This is a genomic window from Antribacter sp. NEAU-D49, assembly GCF_057158775.1.
In genome coordinates, this window is the sequence record NZ_JBXTSN010000003.1 from 118746 (window position 1) to 135710 (window position 16965).

The following is a 16965-nucleotide window of genomic DNA, read 5'->3' on the forward strand; positions in this document are numbered from 1 at the left end:
CTCACCGGTCCGCGAGAGCGTAGACGATCAGCGAACCCCGCGGCGACGCCCGGTCAGACGGAGATCTCGCCCGCGTGGACCAGCTCGGCCGGGCCGGCCAGCTCCACGTTGCCGCCCGGCAGCAGGCGCACGCGCACCTGCCCGCCCGGCACCTCGACGAGCCAGGTGTCGGGCACGTCGCCCGACGCCGCGAGCCACGTCCGCACGGCGAGCGCCGCCGCGCACGCACCGGTGCCGCACGACGGCGTCTCGCCCACCCCGCGCTCGTGCACGCGCATCCGGACGCGGCCGACGGTGCTGCCGTCGGGCAGTCGCTCCTCGCCGAGCGGAACCACCAGCTCGACGTTGGTGCCGTGCGGAGGGACGGGTGCCACCTCGGGGGCGCGGCCGAGGTCGAGAGCCTCGAGCTCGTCGACGCTCGACAGCGCGACGACGGTGTGCGGGTTGCCCAGGTCGACGCTGAGCGCCGGGCGCGGGGCGTCCCAGCCGGTGACGTGCACGGCGGCGTCGAAACCGCCGCTCGCGGCGTCCTGCCCGCCGGGCAGGAACCACGGGCCCATGTCGACGGCGTACCAGCCGTCGGCCTCCTTGCGGACGCGCTTGACGCCCGCGCGCGTGCCGAGGGCGAACGAGCCGCCGTCGGCGAGGTTGACCAGGCCGAGACTCTCGGCGAAAGCCGTGAAGACGCGGACGCCGTTGCCGCACATCTCCGCGACGGAGCCGTCCGCGTTGCGGTAGTCCATGAACCAGATCGCGGTGGGGTCGTCGGCGAGGACGCCGTCGGCCACGGCCTCGCCCGCCTGCGCGAGGGACGCGGTGGGGACCAGCCGGATGACGCCGTCGCCGCCCACGCCGCCGCGCCGGTCGGCGAGGCGGCGCACCAGGTCGGGCGTCAGGTCGAGCTCGCCGCGGGTGTCGGCGACCAGGACGAAGTCGTTGCGGGTCCCGTGACCCTTGACGAACCGCAGGCCGGACGGGGTCGCGCGCGTGCGCGCCCGGGCGGCGGGGGTCGCGGGCTCGGTCTGCGTCATGACCCCAGACTACGGCGGACGGGCCGGTCGTCCGAGGCCGTCCCGCGGACCGGGAGCCTCCCGGCGTCGGCGGCAGCGACCAGGGCGAGGGCGTCGTCGAGCAGGGTGGGCGACTGGGCGTCGAGCCAGTGCACGCGGGGGTCGCGCCCGAACCAGCCCATCTGCTTGCGGGCGAGGCGCCGGGTGTTCGCGACGACGGCGTCCCGCGCCTCCGCCTCGGTCGTCTCGCCGCGCCACCAGGCGAGCAGCTCCGCGTACCCGACCGCGCGGGCGGCGGTCACCCCGAGGCCGGTACCGGTGCCGCCCTGCTCCGCGCTGGCGAGGGCCCGCACCTCGTCGACCAGGCCCGCGTCCCACATGCGCTCCACGCGGCCCGCGACCCGGGCGTCGAGGGTGGGCCGGTCGCAGTCGAGGCCGAGCTGTACCGCGGGGCGCACGTACTCCTGCCGGGGCAGGTTGGCGGTGTAGGGGCGGCCGGTGATCGCGATGACCTCCAGCGCCCGGACGATCCGCCGGGTGTTGTGCGGGCCGATGCTCGCGGCGGCCTGCGGGTCGAGGCCCTCCAGCTCCGCGTGCAGGGCGCGGCGGCCCTCGGCCTCCGCGCGCGCCTCCAGCCGCGCGCGCACGTCCGGGTCGGTCCCGGGGAAGTCCATCTCGTCGAGCAGCGACCGCACGTAAAGCCCCGACCCGCCGACGACGACGGCGCGGGCGCCCCGCTGCTCGATCGCCGCGAGGTCGGCGCGTCCCTCCGCCTGGTAGCGCGCCACCGAGGCGTCCTCGAGCGGGTCGAGCACGTCGAGCTGGTGGTGCGTGATCCCCCGGCGCTCAGCCACCGGGACCTTCGCCGTGCCGACGTCCATGCCGCGGTAGAGCTGGTACGCGTCCGCGTTGACGATCTCGGTGGGGGCTTCTGCGGGCCCGGCGGCCGGCGATCCCGGGCTCAGCGCCTCGGCGAGGTCGAGCGCGAGGTCCGACTTCCCGGTGGCGGTCGGGCCGACGACGGCGACGATGATCACCGGGTGATTCTCTCAGCGCAGGAGCGTCAGCCGGTACTCGGGCGGCAGGTGGTCGCCGGACTGCGGGAGGGCCCGGACCTCGGGCGTCCAGCCGGCGCCTACCGCCGCGAGCGCCGCGGCGACCCCGGGGGCCAGGGCGCCCGGGTCGGCGTCGATCCCGCCGGGCACGCCTCCCCCGGCGACGACGAGTCCGTCGGCGGCGCGGAGGATCGCGGCCACCTGGCCGGCCGCCCCCGCCGAGACAGTAACTTCGTCGGACGAACTCACTGTCTCGGCAGGGTCAGCCCGCCGAGACAGTGCGTTCGTCCGGCCGTCGTCGGACAAGCTCACTGTCTCGGCGGAGGCTTCCCCGCGAGACAGTGCGTTCGTCCGGTCCGGCGGGAGCTCCAGGGTGCGCACCTCCGCGGCGCGATCGCCGAGCACGTCGGCGAGCGCCAGCAGCGCGACGGAGGCGGGGACGCCGGCGACCGCGGCGGGCCCGGTCGAGGTCAGGCGGGCCCACGGTGACCGGAGCGCGTCAGGCAACCAGGCGTCCGCGATGCCCGCTCCCGCGAGCGACGGGCGCAGCACCCCGTGCTGCAGGACGCGGCCGTGCGCCACGACGAGCGGTACCCGGCCGTGGGCGACGAGCTCCGCGAGCGCGTCCCGGACCGCCGACCGCACGTCGCCGAGCACGTCGGCGAGGCCCGCGGCACCGGGGACGAGCAGAGGAGTCGCGGGGACGATGACGGCGCGCAGCACGGTGACACCGTACGCCGACGATGCCCGCCCCTGGGCGATCTCGGCTCCGCCCCACGGCTCTCACCTCGGTGTTCATCGGCCGCCCGCGTTCGCTGAACGCGTGACCTTAGGTTCCTGGGGCACCGTGCGGGTACTGTGGGCGAGTGAGGTTCTTCGGGTCACGCCGCCGGGATTCGGCGGACGACGGCGACCGGGCGGGCAACAGCCCGCAGGCTCCCGGCGGCCCGCGCCGGGACCTCGACGATGACGAGCTCCGTGCCCAGGTCGAGGGTGTTCTCCTGCGCGAGCTGACGGGCGGGATGGACGATCCGTCGACCATCCCCACGCCGCTGACGCGCGAACGGGTCGTGGAGTGGCTGTCCGACAACGGGTTCAGCTACTTCGTGGACTCCGAGGGTGACGTCGGCGGGCTGTGGCACGGCTGGCTGTTCTACTTCCTCATCGTCGGGGACGGCAGCGAGGTCCTGCAGGTGCGCGGCCAGTGGCACCGCGACCTGACCATCGAGCGCCTCGAGGAGATCCTCGAGCTGTGCAACGAGTGGAACGCCGAGCGCATCTGGCCCAAGACGTACGTCCGGGTCCGCGACAACGGCGCGGTGCTCGTGTACACGGAGGTCACGGTGGATCTTGAGCACGGCGTCACCGACGACCAGCTCGACCAGCTGCTCCAGTGCGGGCTCACCACGGGCTCCATGTTCTTCGAGCACCTGGACGAGACGTACCCCGACCCGCTGAGGGCGGCCCCGTGAGCCCGCAGCGTGACGGGCAGGGACGCGGCGGCTGGCTCGCCCGTCTCCTGAACCCGCGGCTCCCTGTCCAGCGCCGCGCGCCCCTCGCGGGGCGGACGCGCACGCTCACCGGCGCCGACATCGAGCGCCCCCGGGCGCTGACGACGCAGCGCGTGGGCGACGACCTCGCGCGCCGCGGCTACCGCTTCCGGATCGACGACGACGGCGACGTCACGGGCACCTGGGACGGCAACCGGTTCTGGTTCCTGCTGCTCGGCGAGCACGACGAGATCCTGCAGGTGCGGGGGCGCTGGGCGGGCACGCTGCCGCCCGAGTCACGGCTCGCGGTGCTGCAGGCCGCGAACGACTGGAACCGCGAGCGCATCTGGCCCAAGGTCTACACGCGCGAGGAGGCGAGCGGGCTGGCTCTGTACGCCGAGGTGTCCGTCGACTTCGAGCACGGCGCCACGGACGACCAGCTCGCGCAGACGGTGTCGTGCGGCCTGGTGACGGCGAGCCAGTTCTTCTCGACGGTCGCCTCGCTCGCGCCGTCGGACACGTCGCTCGAGGACGACGAGCCGGACCTGGACGGGCACGACGACCCGTCGGGCGACGACCCGAAGTAAGGTCAGCGGCGCACTGTCGGCAGGCCCAGCACGACCGGGCCCGGGGCGGTGGCGCCGTGGCCGTGCCCGTGGTCGTCGTCCCCGCCGCCCAGGCGCGCCTTCTCGCGTGCGGCCCACGCGTCGCCCGACCGGGTGCGTCGCACGGCGAAGGCGCCGGTCAGCGCCGAGTCCGACACGAGGAAGTGCGGGGCCGACGACGTCACGGTGACCGTCACGACGTCGCCCGGGCGCGGCACGTCCGCCGGCACCACGTCGGCGAGGCGCGGGTCGTCGAGCGACACCGGCTGCTCCGGGAGCGAGCCGGCCCCCTCGCCGGGCCGGGCCGGGACCGCGAAGTGCACCAGGCGGTTGTCGGCCGCACGGCCGGAGAGCCGGTGCGTGGCGCCGTCCTTGCGTCCGGTGCCCTCGGCGACGAGGACCTCCAGCGAGCGCCCGACCTGCAGCGCCGACTCCTCGCCCGAGATGCGTTCCTGGAGGGCGAGCAGGCGCTCGAACCGCTCCTGGACGACCTCCTTGGGGAGCTGGCCCTCCATGGTCGCGGCGGGGGTGCCAGGTCGCTGCGAGTACTGGAAGATGAACGCCGAGCTGAACCGCGACGCCTCCACGACCCGCATGGTCTCGAGGAAGTCCTCCTCGGTCTCGCCCGGGAAGCCGACGATGATGTCGGTGGTGATCGACGCGTCCGGCATGGCGGCGCGCACGCGGTCGAGGATGCCGAGGAACTTGTCGGACCGGTAGGAGCGGCGCATCACGCGCAGCACGCGGTCGGACCCGGACTGCAGCGGCATGTGGAGCTGCGGCATCACGTTGGGCGTCTCGGCCATGGCGGCGATGACGTCGTCGGTGAAGGCCGCCGGGTGCGGCGACGTGAAGCGCACGCGCTCCAGGCCCTCGATCCGCCCGCAGGCCCGCAGCAGCTTGGCGAACGCCCCGCGGTCGCCGAACTCGACGCCGTAGGAGTTCACGTTCTGGCCGAGCAGCGTCACCTCGATGGCGCCCGCCGCCACGAGCGCCTCCACCTCGGCGAGGATCTCGCCCGGACGGCGGTCACGCTCCTTGCCGCGCAGGTGCGGCACGATGCAGAAGGTGCAGGTGTTGTTGCAGCCCACGCTGATGCTGACCCAGCCGGCGTAGACGCTCTCGCGCTTGGTCGGCAGCGTGGACGGGAAGACCTGCAGCGACTCCGCGATCTCGACCTGCGCCGCCTCGTTGTGCCGGGCCCGCTCCAGCAGCACCGGCAGGGCGTCGAGGTTGTGGGTGCCGAACACGACGTCGACCCAGGGCGCCTTCGCCACGATGTCGCCGCGGTCCTTCTGCGCCAGGCAGCCACCCACGGCGATCTGCATGCCGGGCCGCCGCGCCTTGATGCTCGCGAGCTGGCCCAGGTTGCCGTACAGGCGGGTGGCCGCGTTCTCGCGCACCGCGCACGTGTTGATCACCACGACGTCCGCGCTGTTCGCCGCCTCGTCCTCCTTGGACGCGCGTGTGTACCCCGCCTGCTCGAGCATGCCGGCCATGTGCTCGGAGTCGTGCACGTTCATCTGGCAGCCGAGCGTGCGCACCAGGTAGGTGCGCTCCGCCTCGGGCTCGGTCGCGTCCTGGGGCGTGGTCTGGGGCGAGAGCGTGGGAGCGGACATCGGAGCAATTCTACGGGGCCTCTGGCCAGGCATAATCCGGGCATCTGTTACCGAAACGTTGTGCCTGGATGACCGCCCACGTTGGCCCTCGAAACATCCGGTCGTTAGGTTCATGGGATGGACCACGAGGCGACCACGGACGAACCGCAGCCGGACAGCGTGACCGACGCTCCGGCGTCGGCCACCGCGACCGCGACCCGCGAGCTCGGCGAGCCCCTGGTGGAGCTCACCGGGGTGAACAAGCACTTCGGTGCGCTCCACGTGCTGCGCGACATCGACCTGACCGTCCGCAAGGGCGAGGTGCTGGTCGTGATCGGGCCGTCGGGCTCCGGCAAGTCGACGCTCTGCCGGGCGATCAACCGGCTGGAGACCATCGACGGCGGCACCATCTCCATCGACGGCCAGCCGCTGCCCGCCGAGGGCAAGGGCCTGGCGAGGCTGCGGGCCGACGTCGGCATGGTGTTCCAGTCGTTCAACCTCTTTGCCCACAAGACCGTCCTGGACAACGTGACCCTGGGTCCCCGCAAGGTTCGCGGGCTGTCCAAGAAGGACGCCGAGGAGCAGGCGAAGAAGCTCCTCGACCGGGTCGGCGTCGGCAACCAGGCGCACAAGATGCCGGCGCAGCTGTCGGGCGGCCAGCAGCAGCGCGTCGCGATCGCGCGAGCCCTGGCGATGAACCCCAAGGTCATGCTGTTCGACGAGCCCACGTCGGCCCTGGACCCCGAGATGGTCAACGAGGTCCTCGACGTGATGGTGGCACTCGCCCGCGAGGGGATGACCATGATCGTCGTCACCCACGAGATGGGCTTCGCCCGCAAGGCCGCGGACCGCGTCGTCTTCATGGCGGACGGGCTGCTCGTCGAGCAGGCCCACCCGGAGGAGTTCTTCACGGCGCCCAAGAGCGACCGGGCCCGCGACTTCCTGTCGAAGATCCTCACCCACTGACCTTCACGACCCACTGATTCCACCGAGCAGTACGCACATCGAAGGGGAACTCATGCGCAAGCACACCACCCGGATGCTGGCCCTCGCGGCAGCCTCCGCACTGGCACTCTCCGCCTGCGGCGGTGCCGAGGTCGGCGGCGAGCCCACCGACGGCGCGACCGACGGCGGCGGCAGCACCGAGACCATCAAGATCGGCATCAAGTTCGACCAGCCCGGCCTCGGCTACCAGGACGGCGCCGAGTTCACCGGCTTCGACGTCGACGTCGCGCGCTATGTCGCGGGCGAGCTCGGCTACGGCGAGGACCAGATCGAGTTCGTCGAGTCCATCTCGGCGAACCGCGAGACGATGCTGCAGAACGGCGACGTCGACATGATCTTCGCGACGTACTCCATCACGGACGCCCGCAAGGAGGTCATCAGCTTCGCCGGGCCGTACTTCATCGCCGGCCAGGACCTCCTCGTCTCGGTGGACAACACGGACATCACGGGTCCTGAGTCCCTCGAGGGCAAGAACCTCTGCTCCGTCACCGGCTCCACGTCGGCGCAGAAGATCAAGGACAACTACGCCGCCGGCGTGAACCTCCTCGAGCGCCCCGGCTACGCCGAGTGCGTCACCGCGCTCGTCGCCGGCCAGGTCGATGCCGTCACCACCGACGACATCATCCTCGCCGGCCTCGCGGCCACCGAGGCCAACGCCGGCAAGCTCAAGGTCGTGGGCAACCCGTTCTCCGAGGAGAAGTACGGCGTGGGCCTGCCCAAGGACAGCGACCAGTGTGAGGCGATCAACGAGGCCATCACCAAGATGATCGAGGACGGCACCTGGGAGGAGCTCGTCTCGAAGAACACCGAGGGCACCGGCTACACCCCGAACGCGGACCTCAACCCGCCGACGCCGGACGCCTGCGCCTGACCTTCCCGTGACGACCCGCGCCGGGCTGTCACCTCCTCCCAGGAGGTGACAGCCCGGCGTCGGGCAGCCCGGCCGGGCCCCTGCGCCCGGCGCGCGACCGCTCTTCCCTCGAAAGGTGACCGTGGACGACTACCTGGCCGGATTCACGGAGCTGTTCTCCCGTTATGACGTGATCGGCGCGTTCTGGGTCAACATCCAGCTGACGTTCTGGGCCGGCCTGATCGCCCTGGGCCTCGGCACGCTCCTGGCGCTGATGCGGATCTCGCCCGTCGCGTCGCTGCGGCTGACCGGGACGTCGTACGTGACGATCTTCCGCAACACGCCCCTCACCATCATCATCACGTTCATGGTCCTCGTGGTCTGGACCCAGCTCACCGTGACGCTGGCCCCGGACTTCAACGCCAACTTCTTCTGGCTCGCCGTCGTGGGCCTCGCCGTCTACCACGCGGCGTTCGTCTGCGAGGCCATCCGGTCCGGCGTGAACACCGTGCCGGTGGGCCAGGCCGAGGCGGCGCGGGCGATCGGGCTGCCCTTCCTCGCGGCGGCGCGGCTCGTCATCCTGCCGCAGGCGTTCCGCGGGTCGGTGGCGCCGCTCGGCAACACGCTCATCGCGCTGCTCAAGAACTCCACGGTGGCTGCGGCCGGGTCCGTGGCCACGGAGACCGCCTCCACGATGAAGGTCATGATCGAGTTCAGCCCCAACCACCTGTACGCGATCTTCTTCATCTTCGCGATCGGGTACGTGATCCTGGTGATCCCCATCGGCCTGGCGACCACCTGGCTGTCCGACCGACTGGCGGTGAAGCGATGACCTCCGTGCTGTTCGACGCTCCCGGGCCGCGCGCCCGCCGGAACATCCTCGTCGGCAACATCATCGGCGCGGTCGGGGCCCTCGGGCTGATCGCGTGGGTGCTCTCCGTGCTCAACACCAGGGGCCAGCTCGACGCCGACCTGTGGGTCGCCGCACTCGACGCCCGGGCCTGGCAGCACTACTACCTCCCGGGACTGATCAACACGCTGCGGGCCGCGGCGTTCGCGACCGTCGGCGCCATCGCGTTCGGCATCCTCTTCGGCATGGGCCGGCTCGCGCACAACCCCGTGGTCCGCGTCCTGTCGGGCATCGTCGTCGAGTTCTTCCGCGCCGTGCCGGTGCTGCTCATGATGATCTTCCTGTGGCTGCTGTTCTCGCGGCAGCTGCCGTGGATCGACGACAGGCCCTTCACCGCCGTGGTGATCGCACTGGTGCTCTACAACGGGTCGGTCATCGCCGAGCTGGTGCGCTCCGGCGTGCGGAACCTCCCCCGGGGACAGGGCGAGGCCGGGCTCGCGATCGGTCTCGACCGCGGACAGGTGCTGCGCTCCGTCCAGCTCCCGCAGGCCCTCGTCGCGATGCTGCCGGCGCTCGTGTCGCAGCTCGTCGTGGTGCTGAAGGACTCCGCGCTGGGGCAGATCATCACCTACCCGGAGCTGCTGCGCGCCGCGCAGGTTCTCGCGTCCGGCGAGCAGAACCCGCTGCAGACCCTGACGGTCGCCGCGGTCGTGTTCATCCTGCTCAACTACGGGCTGTCGGTCCTGGCGCAGTGGCTCTCGCGGGCGCTGTCCAGCCGCACCTCCGGCCGCACGGCCGCCGGTGCAGGGATCGGGAACCCGCTCGCCGCCCCGGCCACGCCGGCGGTGCGCTGAGCCGCTCGGCCGGGCGCTCCCGCGCCGGGTGCGCGACGAGCACGGAGGGCCCGTCTCTGGTAGAGACAGGCCCTCCGTGCTGTCGATCGAGGTGGTGTCGATCGGGGTGCTGTCGATCGAGGCGCCGTCCATGGCGCGTCAGTCCAGGCCCGCGACCTCGAGGTCGTCGGTCTCCTCGCCCTCGGCTGCCAGCGCCTCACGGACGAGCTCGAACGCAAGCCCAGGCGAGTAGCCTTTGCGGGCCAGCGCCCCGACCGCCCGGCGCACCCGGGCGTCCCGCTCGAGCCCACGGGTACGCCCCACCAGCTTCGTGGCCAGCCGGGCGCCCGCCTCCCGCTCGTCGTCGGGATCGAGCTGGTCCAGCGCGTCGGACGCTACGTCCTCGTCGATGCCGCGGCGCTTCAGCTCCGAGGCGATCGCACGTCGCGCCATGCCCTTCTCCGAGTGCCTCGTGCGGACGATCGTGCCGGCGTACGACACGTCGTCGACCAGGCCCACCTCGCCGAAGCGGTCCAGGACCGGCGTGACGACGTGCTCCGGGTAGCCCTTGCGGGCCAGGTTCTGCTCGAGCTCGCGCCGTGACTTCGGGGCGGCGGTCAGGATGCGCAGCAAGGTCTCGCGGGCCCGCTCCGTCGCCTCGTCGAGCGTGATCGCACCCTCGTCGAGCTGTTCCGCGACCGTCTTGCGGGGGGCGCGCTCGCGCCGCTCGCCGCCGCCTTCGCCGCTTGGTCCGGTGTCCGCCCGGCCCCGACGCTTCCCCACGCCGGGACCGGGCGTGCGCCCACCGTAGTGCACCGTCAGAACGGCGCCGACTCGGCCTTGGCCGGGGCCTTGGCACGCGAGCGCGTGGCGGTCGCCTTGGCGGTGGCGGCCGTCTTGCCTGTCGGGCTGGTGGCCGCGACCGTACCTGTGGCTGCGGCGTCGGTGGCCGGCGTCACCGCGGGGGCACCTGCGCCCGGGGTGGCGGGTGCACCCTCCGCCGGCGCGTCCACCCGGGCGCCCACGCCGAGCTTCTCCTTGATGCGCTTCTCGAGCTCGGCGGCGAGGTCCGGGTTGTCGCGCAGGAACGACCGCGCGTTCTCCTTGCCCTGACCCAGCTGGTCCCCGTCGTAGGTGAACCACGAGCCGGACTTGCGCACGAAGCCGTGCTCCACGCCCATGTCGATGAGGCCACCCTCGCGTGAGATGCCCACCCCGTACAGGATGTCGAACTCCGCCTGCTTGAAGGGAGGGGCCATCTTGTTCTTGACGACCTTGACGCGGGTGCGGTTGCCCACCGCGTCCGTGCCCTCCTTGAGGGTCTCGATGCGGCGGATGTCCATACGCACCGAGGCGTAGAACTTGAGCGCCTTGCCACCGGTCGTGGTCTCCGGCGAACCGAAGAACACGCCGATCTTCTCGCGGAGCTGGTTGATGAAGATCGCGGTGGTGCCGGTCGAGCTCAGCGCGCCCGTGAGCTTGCGCAGCGCCTGGGACATGAGGCGGGCCTGCAGACCCACGTGGCTGTCACCCATCTCGCCCTCGATCTCGGCCTTGGGCACCAGGGCCGCGACGGAGTCGATGACGATGATGTCGAGAGCGCCGGAACGGATGAGCATGTCGGTGATCTCGAGCGCCTGCTCGCCAGTGTCAGGCTGCGACACCAGGAGGGCGTCCGTGTCCACCCCGAGCTTCTTGGCGTACTCCGGGTCGAGGGCGTGCTCGGCGTCGATGAACGCCGCGATGCCACCGGCGCGCTGGGCGCTGGCGACGGCGTGCAGCGCCACCGTGGTCTTTCCGGAGGACTCCGGGCCGTAGATCTCGATGACGCGACCACGCGGCAGGCCACCGATGCCCAGCGCGATGTCGAGAGCGATCGAGCCGGTCGGGATCACCTCGACGGGCGCGCGCGTCTCGTCACCGAGGCGCATGACAGAGCCCTTGCCGAAGTTGCGGTCGATCTGTGCGAGGGCCGCTTCGAGGGCCTTCTCGCGGTCTGCCGGTGCGGGCATGTCGCTCACCTTTGCGTTCTGGGGCGCGGCCTGTGCGCGCCGTGATGGAGGGCTCTGTGACGTCGTTGCCGACCGTACGCCGAGCCACTGACACGAACGCCTTCTCCGGCCCCTGCCTGTCGACAGAGTTCCGAAATCCGTGCCTGTGGTCAGAGTCTAGGCGAACGCTTGTTCGATGCAAGCCAGACACACCGGCATGTCCCGGGAGGTTTCACCGACGCGGCGGGGCCTGCCGGTGCTTGTCCTTGCCCCAGCGCTGGTCGTCGGGCACGTCGAGCGCGTCGCACAGCGCGTGCCACACGTCGCGCGGCTCGACGCCCTCCTCGAGCGCCTGCTCCGGCGTGCGGTGCCCGAGCCTCGGGACCACCAGCTCGCGCGTCAGGGTGCGCCCGTAGGCAGGCCCGAAGACCTCGTCGACCAGCAGCCAGAACTCGCGATAGCGCACTGGCTCAGCCTATGTCGGTGGCGGCGGACAGAATGAGCCCATGCCCTCCAGCGATCCGCTCGACCGGTTCGGGCCCGCCACCCGCGCGTGGTTCACCGGCGCGTTCCCCGAGCCCACGGCCGCCCAGCGCGGCGCGTGGGACGCGGTGGCGCGCGGCGACCACGCCCTGGTCGTGGCGCCCACCGGCTCGGGCAAGACGCTGGCCGCGTTCCTCTGGGCCCTCGACGGGCTCACCACCCAGCCTGCGCCTGCCCGCGAGCGCCGGTGCCGCGTCCTGTACGTCTCCCCCCTGAAGGCGCTGGCGGCGGACGTGCAGCGCAACCTGCGCTCCCCGTTGGCCGGCATCCGGCAGGCGGCTGCACGGGACGGCCTCGAGGTGCAGGACGTGACGGTGGGCTCCCGCACGGGAGACACGCCGGCGAGCGAGCGGCGCGCGTTTGCCACCCGCCCCACGGACATCCTGATCACCACGCCGGAGTCGCTCTTCCTGGTGCTCACCTCGCAGGCGCGGGCAGGCCTGGCCGGGGTGGAGACGGTGATCGTGGACGAGATCCACGCGGTGGCGGGCACCAAGCGCGGCGCCCACCTCGCCCTGAGCCTGGAGCGGCTGGACGAGCTGCTGGAGCGCCCGGCCCAGCGCATCGGCCTCTCGGCCACGGTGCGGCCGGTGGAGGCGGTGGCCGAGTTCCTGGGCGGTCACCGCCCGCCGCACCTGGGCGGCCGTCCGGTCACGGTGGTGCAGCCGCCCGCCACCAAGCGGTGGGACATCTCCGTGGTGGTGCCGGTCCCCGACCTTGCCGACCTGGGGGCGGCCACCCCGGAGGGCCCTTCCGCGGTCCGGGGCGCAGGCGATCCGGTCACGGGCGACGACGAGGCGGGCTTTCCCGACCTCTCCGGCGCGCCGACCAGCCCCCTGCGCCGCGCCTCGGTATGGCCGCACGTGGAGGAGCGCGTGGTCGACCTGGTGGCCGACCACACCTCGACCCTCGTCTTCACGAACTCCCGCCGGGGCGCGGAGCGCCTGACCGCCCGCATGAACGAGGTCTGGGCGCTCCGGCAGGGCGTCGACCTGCCCGACCCGAGCGGGTCCTGGGCGGCGCTCGTCCCCGGACAGTCCGGCACGTCGGCAGGCGTGACGGGCCCGCCCGCGCGCGACGTCCCGGACGGCGTACAGACCCGCTCGGACGGCGGGCACGGCCTTCCCGAGGCAGTGCCCGCGCAGGAGCCGGGCAGCACGGTGCTCGCCAGGGCGCACCACGGCTCCATGAGCCGTGCCGAGCGCACCCGTACGGAGAACGAGCTCAAGGAGGGCCGCCTCCCCGCCGTCGTGGCGACGTCGTCGCTCGAGCTCGGGATCGACATGGGGGCGGTGGACCTCGTGGTCCAGGTCGGCGCGCCGCCGTCGGTGGCGAGCGGGCTGCAGCGCATCGGCCGCGCGGGCCACCAGGTGGGCGCGGTCTCCAAGGGCGTGGTGTTCCCCATGTTCCGGGGCGACCTCGTGCCCGCGACGGTCATCGCCCAGCGGATGCGCGACGGGTCGATCGAGCACCTGCGGGTGCCCGCCAACCCGCTCGACGTGCTGGCCCAGCAGGTCGTGGCCGCCCTCGCGGTCGACGACTGGGAGGAGGCCGACCTGCTGGCCCTCGTCCGGCGTGCAGGCCCGTTCAGCGGGCTGGGCGACGGCACGTGGCGGGCGGTGCTCGACATGCTGGCGGGCCGCTACCCGAGCGAGGACTTCGCCGAGCTGCGCGCCCGCATCACCTGGGACCGCACCACCGGCACGCTCCACGGCCGCCCGGGCGCGCTGCGCCTCGCGGCCACGAGCGGTGGCACCATCCCCGACCGTGGCCAGTTCGGCGTCTTCCTGGCCGGAGACCCGGTGCCCGACGGCGACGCGTCGGGCCCGGTCGGCGACGTGACCCCGGGCGGGGGCCGCCTCCGCGGGGGCAAGCGGGTGGGCGAGCTGGACGAGGAGATGGTCTACGAGTCCCGCGTGGGCGACACGTTCACCCTGGGCTCGAGCACGTGGCGCATCGAGGACATCACTCCCGACCGCGTGCTCGTCACCCCTGCGCCCGGGCTCCCCGGCCGGCTCCCGTTCTGGAAGGGCGACCAGCCGGGCCGGCCCGCCGAGCTGGGCCGCGCGGTGGGTGCGTTCGTGCGGGAGACCGACGCCGTGCTGGCGGCGGACGAGGCGGCGGGCCGCGAGCGCCTCCGGGCCGCGGGGCTCGACGAGTGGGCGGCGGAGAACCTCGCGACGTACCTGGCGGAGCAGCGGACGGCGACGGGCCGGGTGCCCGACGACCGGACGGTGGTGGTGGAGCGGTTCCGGGACGAGCTGGGCGACTGGCGCGTGGTGGTCCACTCGCCGCTGGGCGCCCGGGTGCATGCCCCGTGGGCTCTGGTGATCGCCGCGCGGCTGCGGGAGCGGTACGGCGTGGACGTGGCGGCGATGCACGCGGACGACGGGATCGTCCTGCGCCTCCCAGACACGGGCGCCTCGTGGGAGGACCCGTTCGCGGTGCCGCTCGGCGGGGGCGACGGCATCCCGGCGTCACCTGACGGGGCGGCCGGGCACGCCGCGGGCAGCGTGACGCTGGAGGACCTGCTGCTGGACCCGGACGAGGTGCTCACCGCGGTGCGCGACGAGCTGGGCGGCTCGGTGATGTTCGCCGCCCGGTTTCGGGAGGCTGCGGCGCGGGCTCTCCTGCTGCCCCGCCGGCGTCCGGACCGGCGGCAGCCGCTGTGGCAGCAACGGCAGCGGTCCGCCCAGCTCCTCGAGGTCGCGTCCCAGTACCCCGAGTTCCCGATCGTGCTGGAGGCGGCACGCGAGTGCCTGCAGGACGACTTCGACGTGGCGGCCCTGGCGGACCTGATGCGTGAGGTGTCGTCCGGTGCGGTCCGCGTCGTGGAGGTGACCACCCCGTCGCCGTCGCCGTTCGCCCAGGCCCTGCTGTTCGGCTACACGGCCCAGTTCCTGTACGACGGCGACGCCCCGCTCGCCGAGCGGCGGGCGGCGGCGCTGTCGCTCGACCCGGAGCTGCTGGCGGAGCTGCTCGGCGACCAGGGCGCCGCGGACCTCGCCGACCTCCTGGACCCGGAGGCTGTGCAGCGCACCGAGGCGGAGCTGCAGGGCCTCGCACCCGACCGGCGGGCCCGGAACGCGGAAGGGCTCTGGGACCTGCTGCGCCGCACGGGGCCGCACCCGGCCGAGGCGCTGGCGGCCCGGTCGGTCGAGGACGCCGACGCGGTGGCCTGGCTCGCGGAGCTGGAGCGGTCGCGCCGGGTGCTCCGCGTGCGAGTCGCCGGGGCCGAGCAGTGGGCCGTGGTCGAGGACGCCGGGCGTCTCCGCGACGCCCTGGGCGTCGCTCTGCCCACCGGGGTGCCGGAGACGTTCACGGAGCCCGTCCCGGACCCGCTGGGCGACCTCCTCCGGCGCCACGCCCGCACCCACGGCCCCTTCCCGGCGGCCGACGTGGCGAGGCGGTTCGGTCTCGGCATCGCCGTGGTGTCCCACGCCCTCGCTCGGCTCGAGGCGTCGGGCGTGCTCGTCCGCGGGCGGCTGCGGCCCGACTCCCTCGGCGGCGTCGGCGACGAGTGGTGCGATCCCGGGGTCCTGCGGATCCTGCGGCGGCGGTCGCTGGCCGCCCTGCGGGCGGAGGTGGAGCCGGTCGAGCCCGAGGCCCTGGGCGTCTTCCTGCCGCGCTGGCAGGGGGTGGGCGTGGGATCGGCCGCACTCCGGGGGGCGGACGGCCTGCTGCAGGCGATCGAGCAGCTCGCCGGCGCGGCGGTGCCCGCCTCCGCCCTGGAGACCCTGGTGCTCCCCGCCCGGGTCGCGGACTACTCCCCCGCCCTCCTGGACGAGCTCACCGTCGCCGGCGAGGTGCTGTGGTGCGGCCACCAGCGGCTGCCCGGGTCGGGCGGCGGCGACGGGCTGGTCTCCCTGCACCTCGCCGACTCGGCGCCGCTGACGCTGCCCAACCAGGAACCGGTCGAGGAGGGCGGTCCCGTCGACTCCGACCTGCACCGGGCCGTCCTCGACCTGCTCACCGGCTCCGGCGGGTTCTTCCTGCCGCGGGTCGCCGAGCTGGTCGGGGCGCCGTCGGACGCGGTGCTCGACGCGCTGTGGGACCTCGTCTGGGCGGGCTGGGTCTCCAACGACGGGCTGGGTGCGCTGCGGGAGCGGCTCGGTGTGGGCGGTGGCGCGCACCGCGCACCTCGCGCACCGGGGCGCGCCCGGCCGGTGCGGCGGTCCCGGTTCGCGCTCGCCCCGGGGCGACCGGCGTCCGCGCTCGCCGTCGGGGGTGGGGCGTCCAGCCCTCTGCTGGGCGGCGGCGGGCGCTGGTCGGCGCTGCCGGTCCGGGAGTCCAACCCGACGCTGCGCGCGCACGCGCTCGCCCAGGTGCTGCTCGACCGGCACGGCGTGCTCACCCGCACGGCGGCGGCCGCCGAAGGGGTCACGGGCGGCTTCCGTGACGTCTACCGGGTGCTGTCCGAGCTGGAGGAGCGCGGAGCCGTACGACGGGGGTACTTCGTGGAGCACCTCGGCGGTTCCCAGTTCGCGCTCCCCGGGGCCGTCGACCGGCTCCGGCTCGACGCCCAGGACCGCACCCGGGCGATCGAGGCGGCAGCAGCCGCCGACCCGGCCGCCTCAGGCGGCCCGGCGGCCACTCCCGCTGCCCCGGGCCGGGGCACCGTCGTGCTCGCCGCGCTCGACCCGGCCAACCCCTACGGCGCGGCGCTGGCGTGGCCGCCCACGTCGGCCTCGGGGGCCGGGGCCGCCAGGGGTACGCCGACGGCCGCACCAGCGGACGCGAGCGCCCCGGCCGCGGCGGCATCCAGCGCGGCAGCATCCGGGTCCGACGGCCACCGGCCCGGCCGCAAGGCCGGAGCCGTCGTGGTGCTCGTCGACGGCGACCTCGTGCTGTACGTGGAGCGGGGCGGGCGCAGCGTGCTGTCGTTCGGGCACGCCGGACCCGCCCTGGCCGCAGCGGCGTCCGCGGTCTCCGAAGCCGTCCGTGCGGGGCGGCTCGGCAAGGTCCTCGTGCAGCGGGTCGACGGCGTGCCCGTCCTGGACGCCACCGGCCGGACCAGCGACCGGGGCGTGCCGGGGGCGGCGGCGACCGCTGCCGCACTGGTCGCGGCAGGATTCGGTGTCACCCCGCGCGGTCTCCGGCTCCGCTGACGGAGCGGCGCCGTAGGCTCGGAAGGT

At 73.7% G+C, this 16965-nt stretch carries 14 protein-coding genes; 7 read left to right on the forward strand and 7 right to left on the reverse strand.

Annotation, left to right across the window (positions count from 1 at the left end; all coding sequences use genetic code 11):
• Nucleotides 1-53 precede the first annotated feature (53 nt).
• The 3 genes from dapF to AC060K_RS03900 are packed head-to-tail and all read right to left on the reverse strand — an operon-like array spanning nt 54 to nt 2788.
• Complete coding sequence (gene dapF / locus AC060K_RS03890; RefSeq protein WP_483764146.1) at nt 54-1031, reverse strand: diaminopimelate epimerase; 978 nt, start codon at nt 1029-1031, stop codon at nt 54-56.
• Nucleotides 1028-2047 (reverse strand): tRNA (adenosine(37)-N6)-dimethylallyltransferase MiaA, encoded by a 1020-nt coding sequence (gene miaA / locus AC060K_RS03895; protein ID WP_483764147.1) that lies wholly within the window; start codon nt 2045-2047, stop codon nt 1028-1030. Before miaA ends, dapF begins: the two co-directional genes overlap by 4 nt.
• A 12-nt stretch (nt 2048-2059) precedes the next feature.
• Nucleotides 2060-2788: a hypothetical protein gene (locus tag AC060K_RS03900; RefSeq protein WP_483764148.1), complete on the reverse strand. Its 729-nt coding sequence runs from the start codon at nt 2786-2788 to the stop codon at nt 2060-2062.
• 143 nt (nt 2789-2931) lie between these two features.
• Between AC060K_RS03900 and AC060K_RS03905 the strand changes: the two genes are divergently transcribed.
• Nucleotides 2932-3537: a type III secretion system chaperone family protein gene (locus tag AC060K_RS03905; protein WP_483764149.1), complete on the forward strand. Its 606-nt coding sequence runs from the start codon at nt 2932-2934 to the stop codon at nt 3535-3537.
• Nucleotides 3534-4142, forward strand: a complete 609-nt coding sequence (locus tag AC060K_RS03910; RefSeq protein ID WP_483764150.1) for a type III secretion system chaperone family protein — start codon at nt 3534-3536, stop codon at nt 4140-4142. Before AC060K_RS03905 ends, AC060K_RS03910 begins: the two co-directional genes overlap by 4 nt.
• 2 nt (nt 4143-4144) lie before the next feature.
• Here the strand turns inward: AC060K_RS03910 and miaB are convergent, their stop codons facing one another.
• Nucleotides 4145-5779 carry a tRNA (N6-isopentenyl adenosine(37)-C2)-methylthiotransferase MiaB gene (gene miaB / locus AC060K_RS03915; RefSeq protein WP_483764151.1) on the reverse strand — a complete coding sequence of 545 codons (1635 nt, stop codon included), beginning with the start codon at nt 5777-5779 and terminating at the stop codon, nt 4145-4147.
• A 216-nt stretch (nt 5780-5995) separates the two neighbouring features.
• Between miaB and AC060K_RS03920 the strand changes: the two genes are divergently transcribed.
• From AC060K_RS03920 to AC060K_RS03935, 4 genes are all read left to right on the forward strand, one after another.
• Entirely contained in the window at nt 5996-6724 is a 729-nt protein-coding gene (locus AC060K_RS03920) for an amino acid ABC transporter ATP-binding protein (RefSeq protein ID WP_483764316.1), read from the forward strand.
• A gap of 52 nt (nt 6725-6776) precedes the next feature.
• Nucleotides 6777-7634 carry a glutamate ABC transporter substrate-binding protein gene (locus AC060K_RS03925; RefSeq protein WP_483764152.1) on the forward strand — a complete coding sequence of 286 codons (858 nt, stop codon included), beginning with the start codon at nt 6777-6779 and terminating at the stop codon, nt 7632-7634.
• Between the two features lie 121 nt (nt 7635-7755).
• Nucleotides 7756-8445, forward strand: coding sequence for an amino acid ABC transporter permease (locus AC060K_RS03930; protein ID WP_483764317.1), 690 nt, complete (start codon nt 7756-7758; stop codon nt 8443-8445).
• A complete protein-coding gene (locus AC060K_RS03935; protein WP_483764153.1) occupies nt 8442-9317 on the forward strand; it encodes an amino acid ABC transporter permease in 876 nt (291 codons plus the stop codon). Before AC060K_RS03930 ends, AC060K_RS03935 begins: the two co-directional genes overlap by 4 nt.
• A 138-nt stretch (nt 9318-9455) precedes the next feature.
• Here AC060K_RS03935 and AC060K_RS03940 read toward each other — a convergent pair whose 3' ends face one another.
• From AC060K_RS03940 to AC060K_RS03950, 3 genes are all read right to left on the reverse strand, one after another.
• On the reverse strand, nt 9456-10079 hold the full coding sequence (locus AC060K_RS03940) for a regulatory protein RecX (RefSeq protein WP_483764154.1): 624 nt from the start codon (nt 10077-10079) through the stop codon (nt 9456-9458).
• Between the two features lie 35 nt (nt 10080-10114).
• Nucleotides 10115-11308 (reverse strand): recombinase RecA, encoded by a 1194-nt coding sequence (gene recA / locus AC060K_RS03945; RefSeq protein ID WP_483764155.1) that lies wholly within the window; start codon nt 11306-11308, stop codon nt 10115-10117.
• Nucleotides 11309-11519: 211 nt separating this feature from the next.
• Complete coding sequence (locus AC060K_RS03950) at nt 11520-11753, reverse strand: DUF3046 domain-containing protein (protein WP_483764156.1); 234 nt, start codon at nt 11751-11753, stop codon at nt 11520-11522.
• Between the two features lie 40 nt (nt 11754-11793).
• Here AC060K_RS03950 and AC060K_RS03955 point away from each other — a divergent pair, with 40 nt between their 5' ends.
• On the forward strand, nt 11794-16938 hold the full coding sequence (locus AC060K_RS03955; protein ID WP_483764157.1) for an Lhr family helicase: 5145 nt from the start codon (nt 11794-11796) through the stop codon (nt 16936-16938).
• Nucleotides 16939-16965 lie beyond the last annotated feature (27 nt).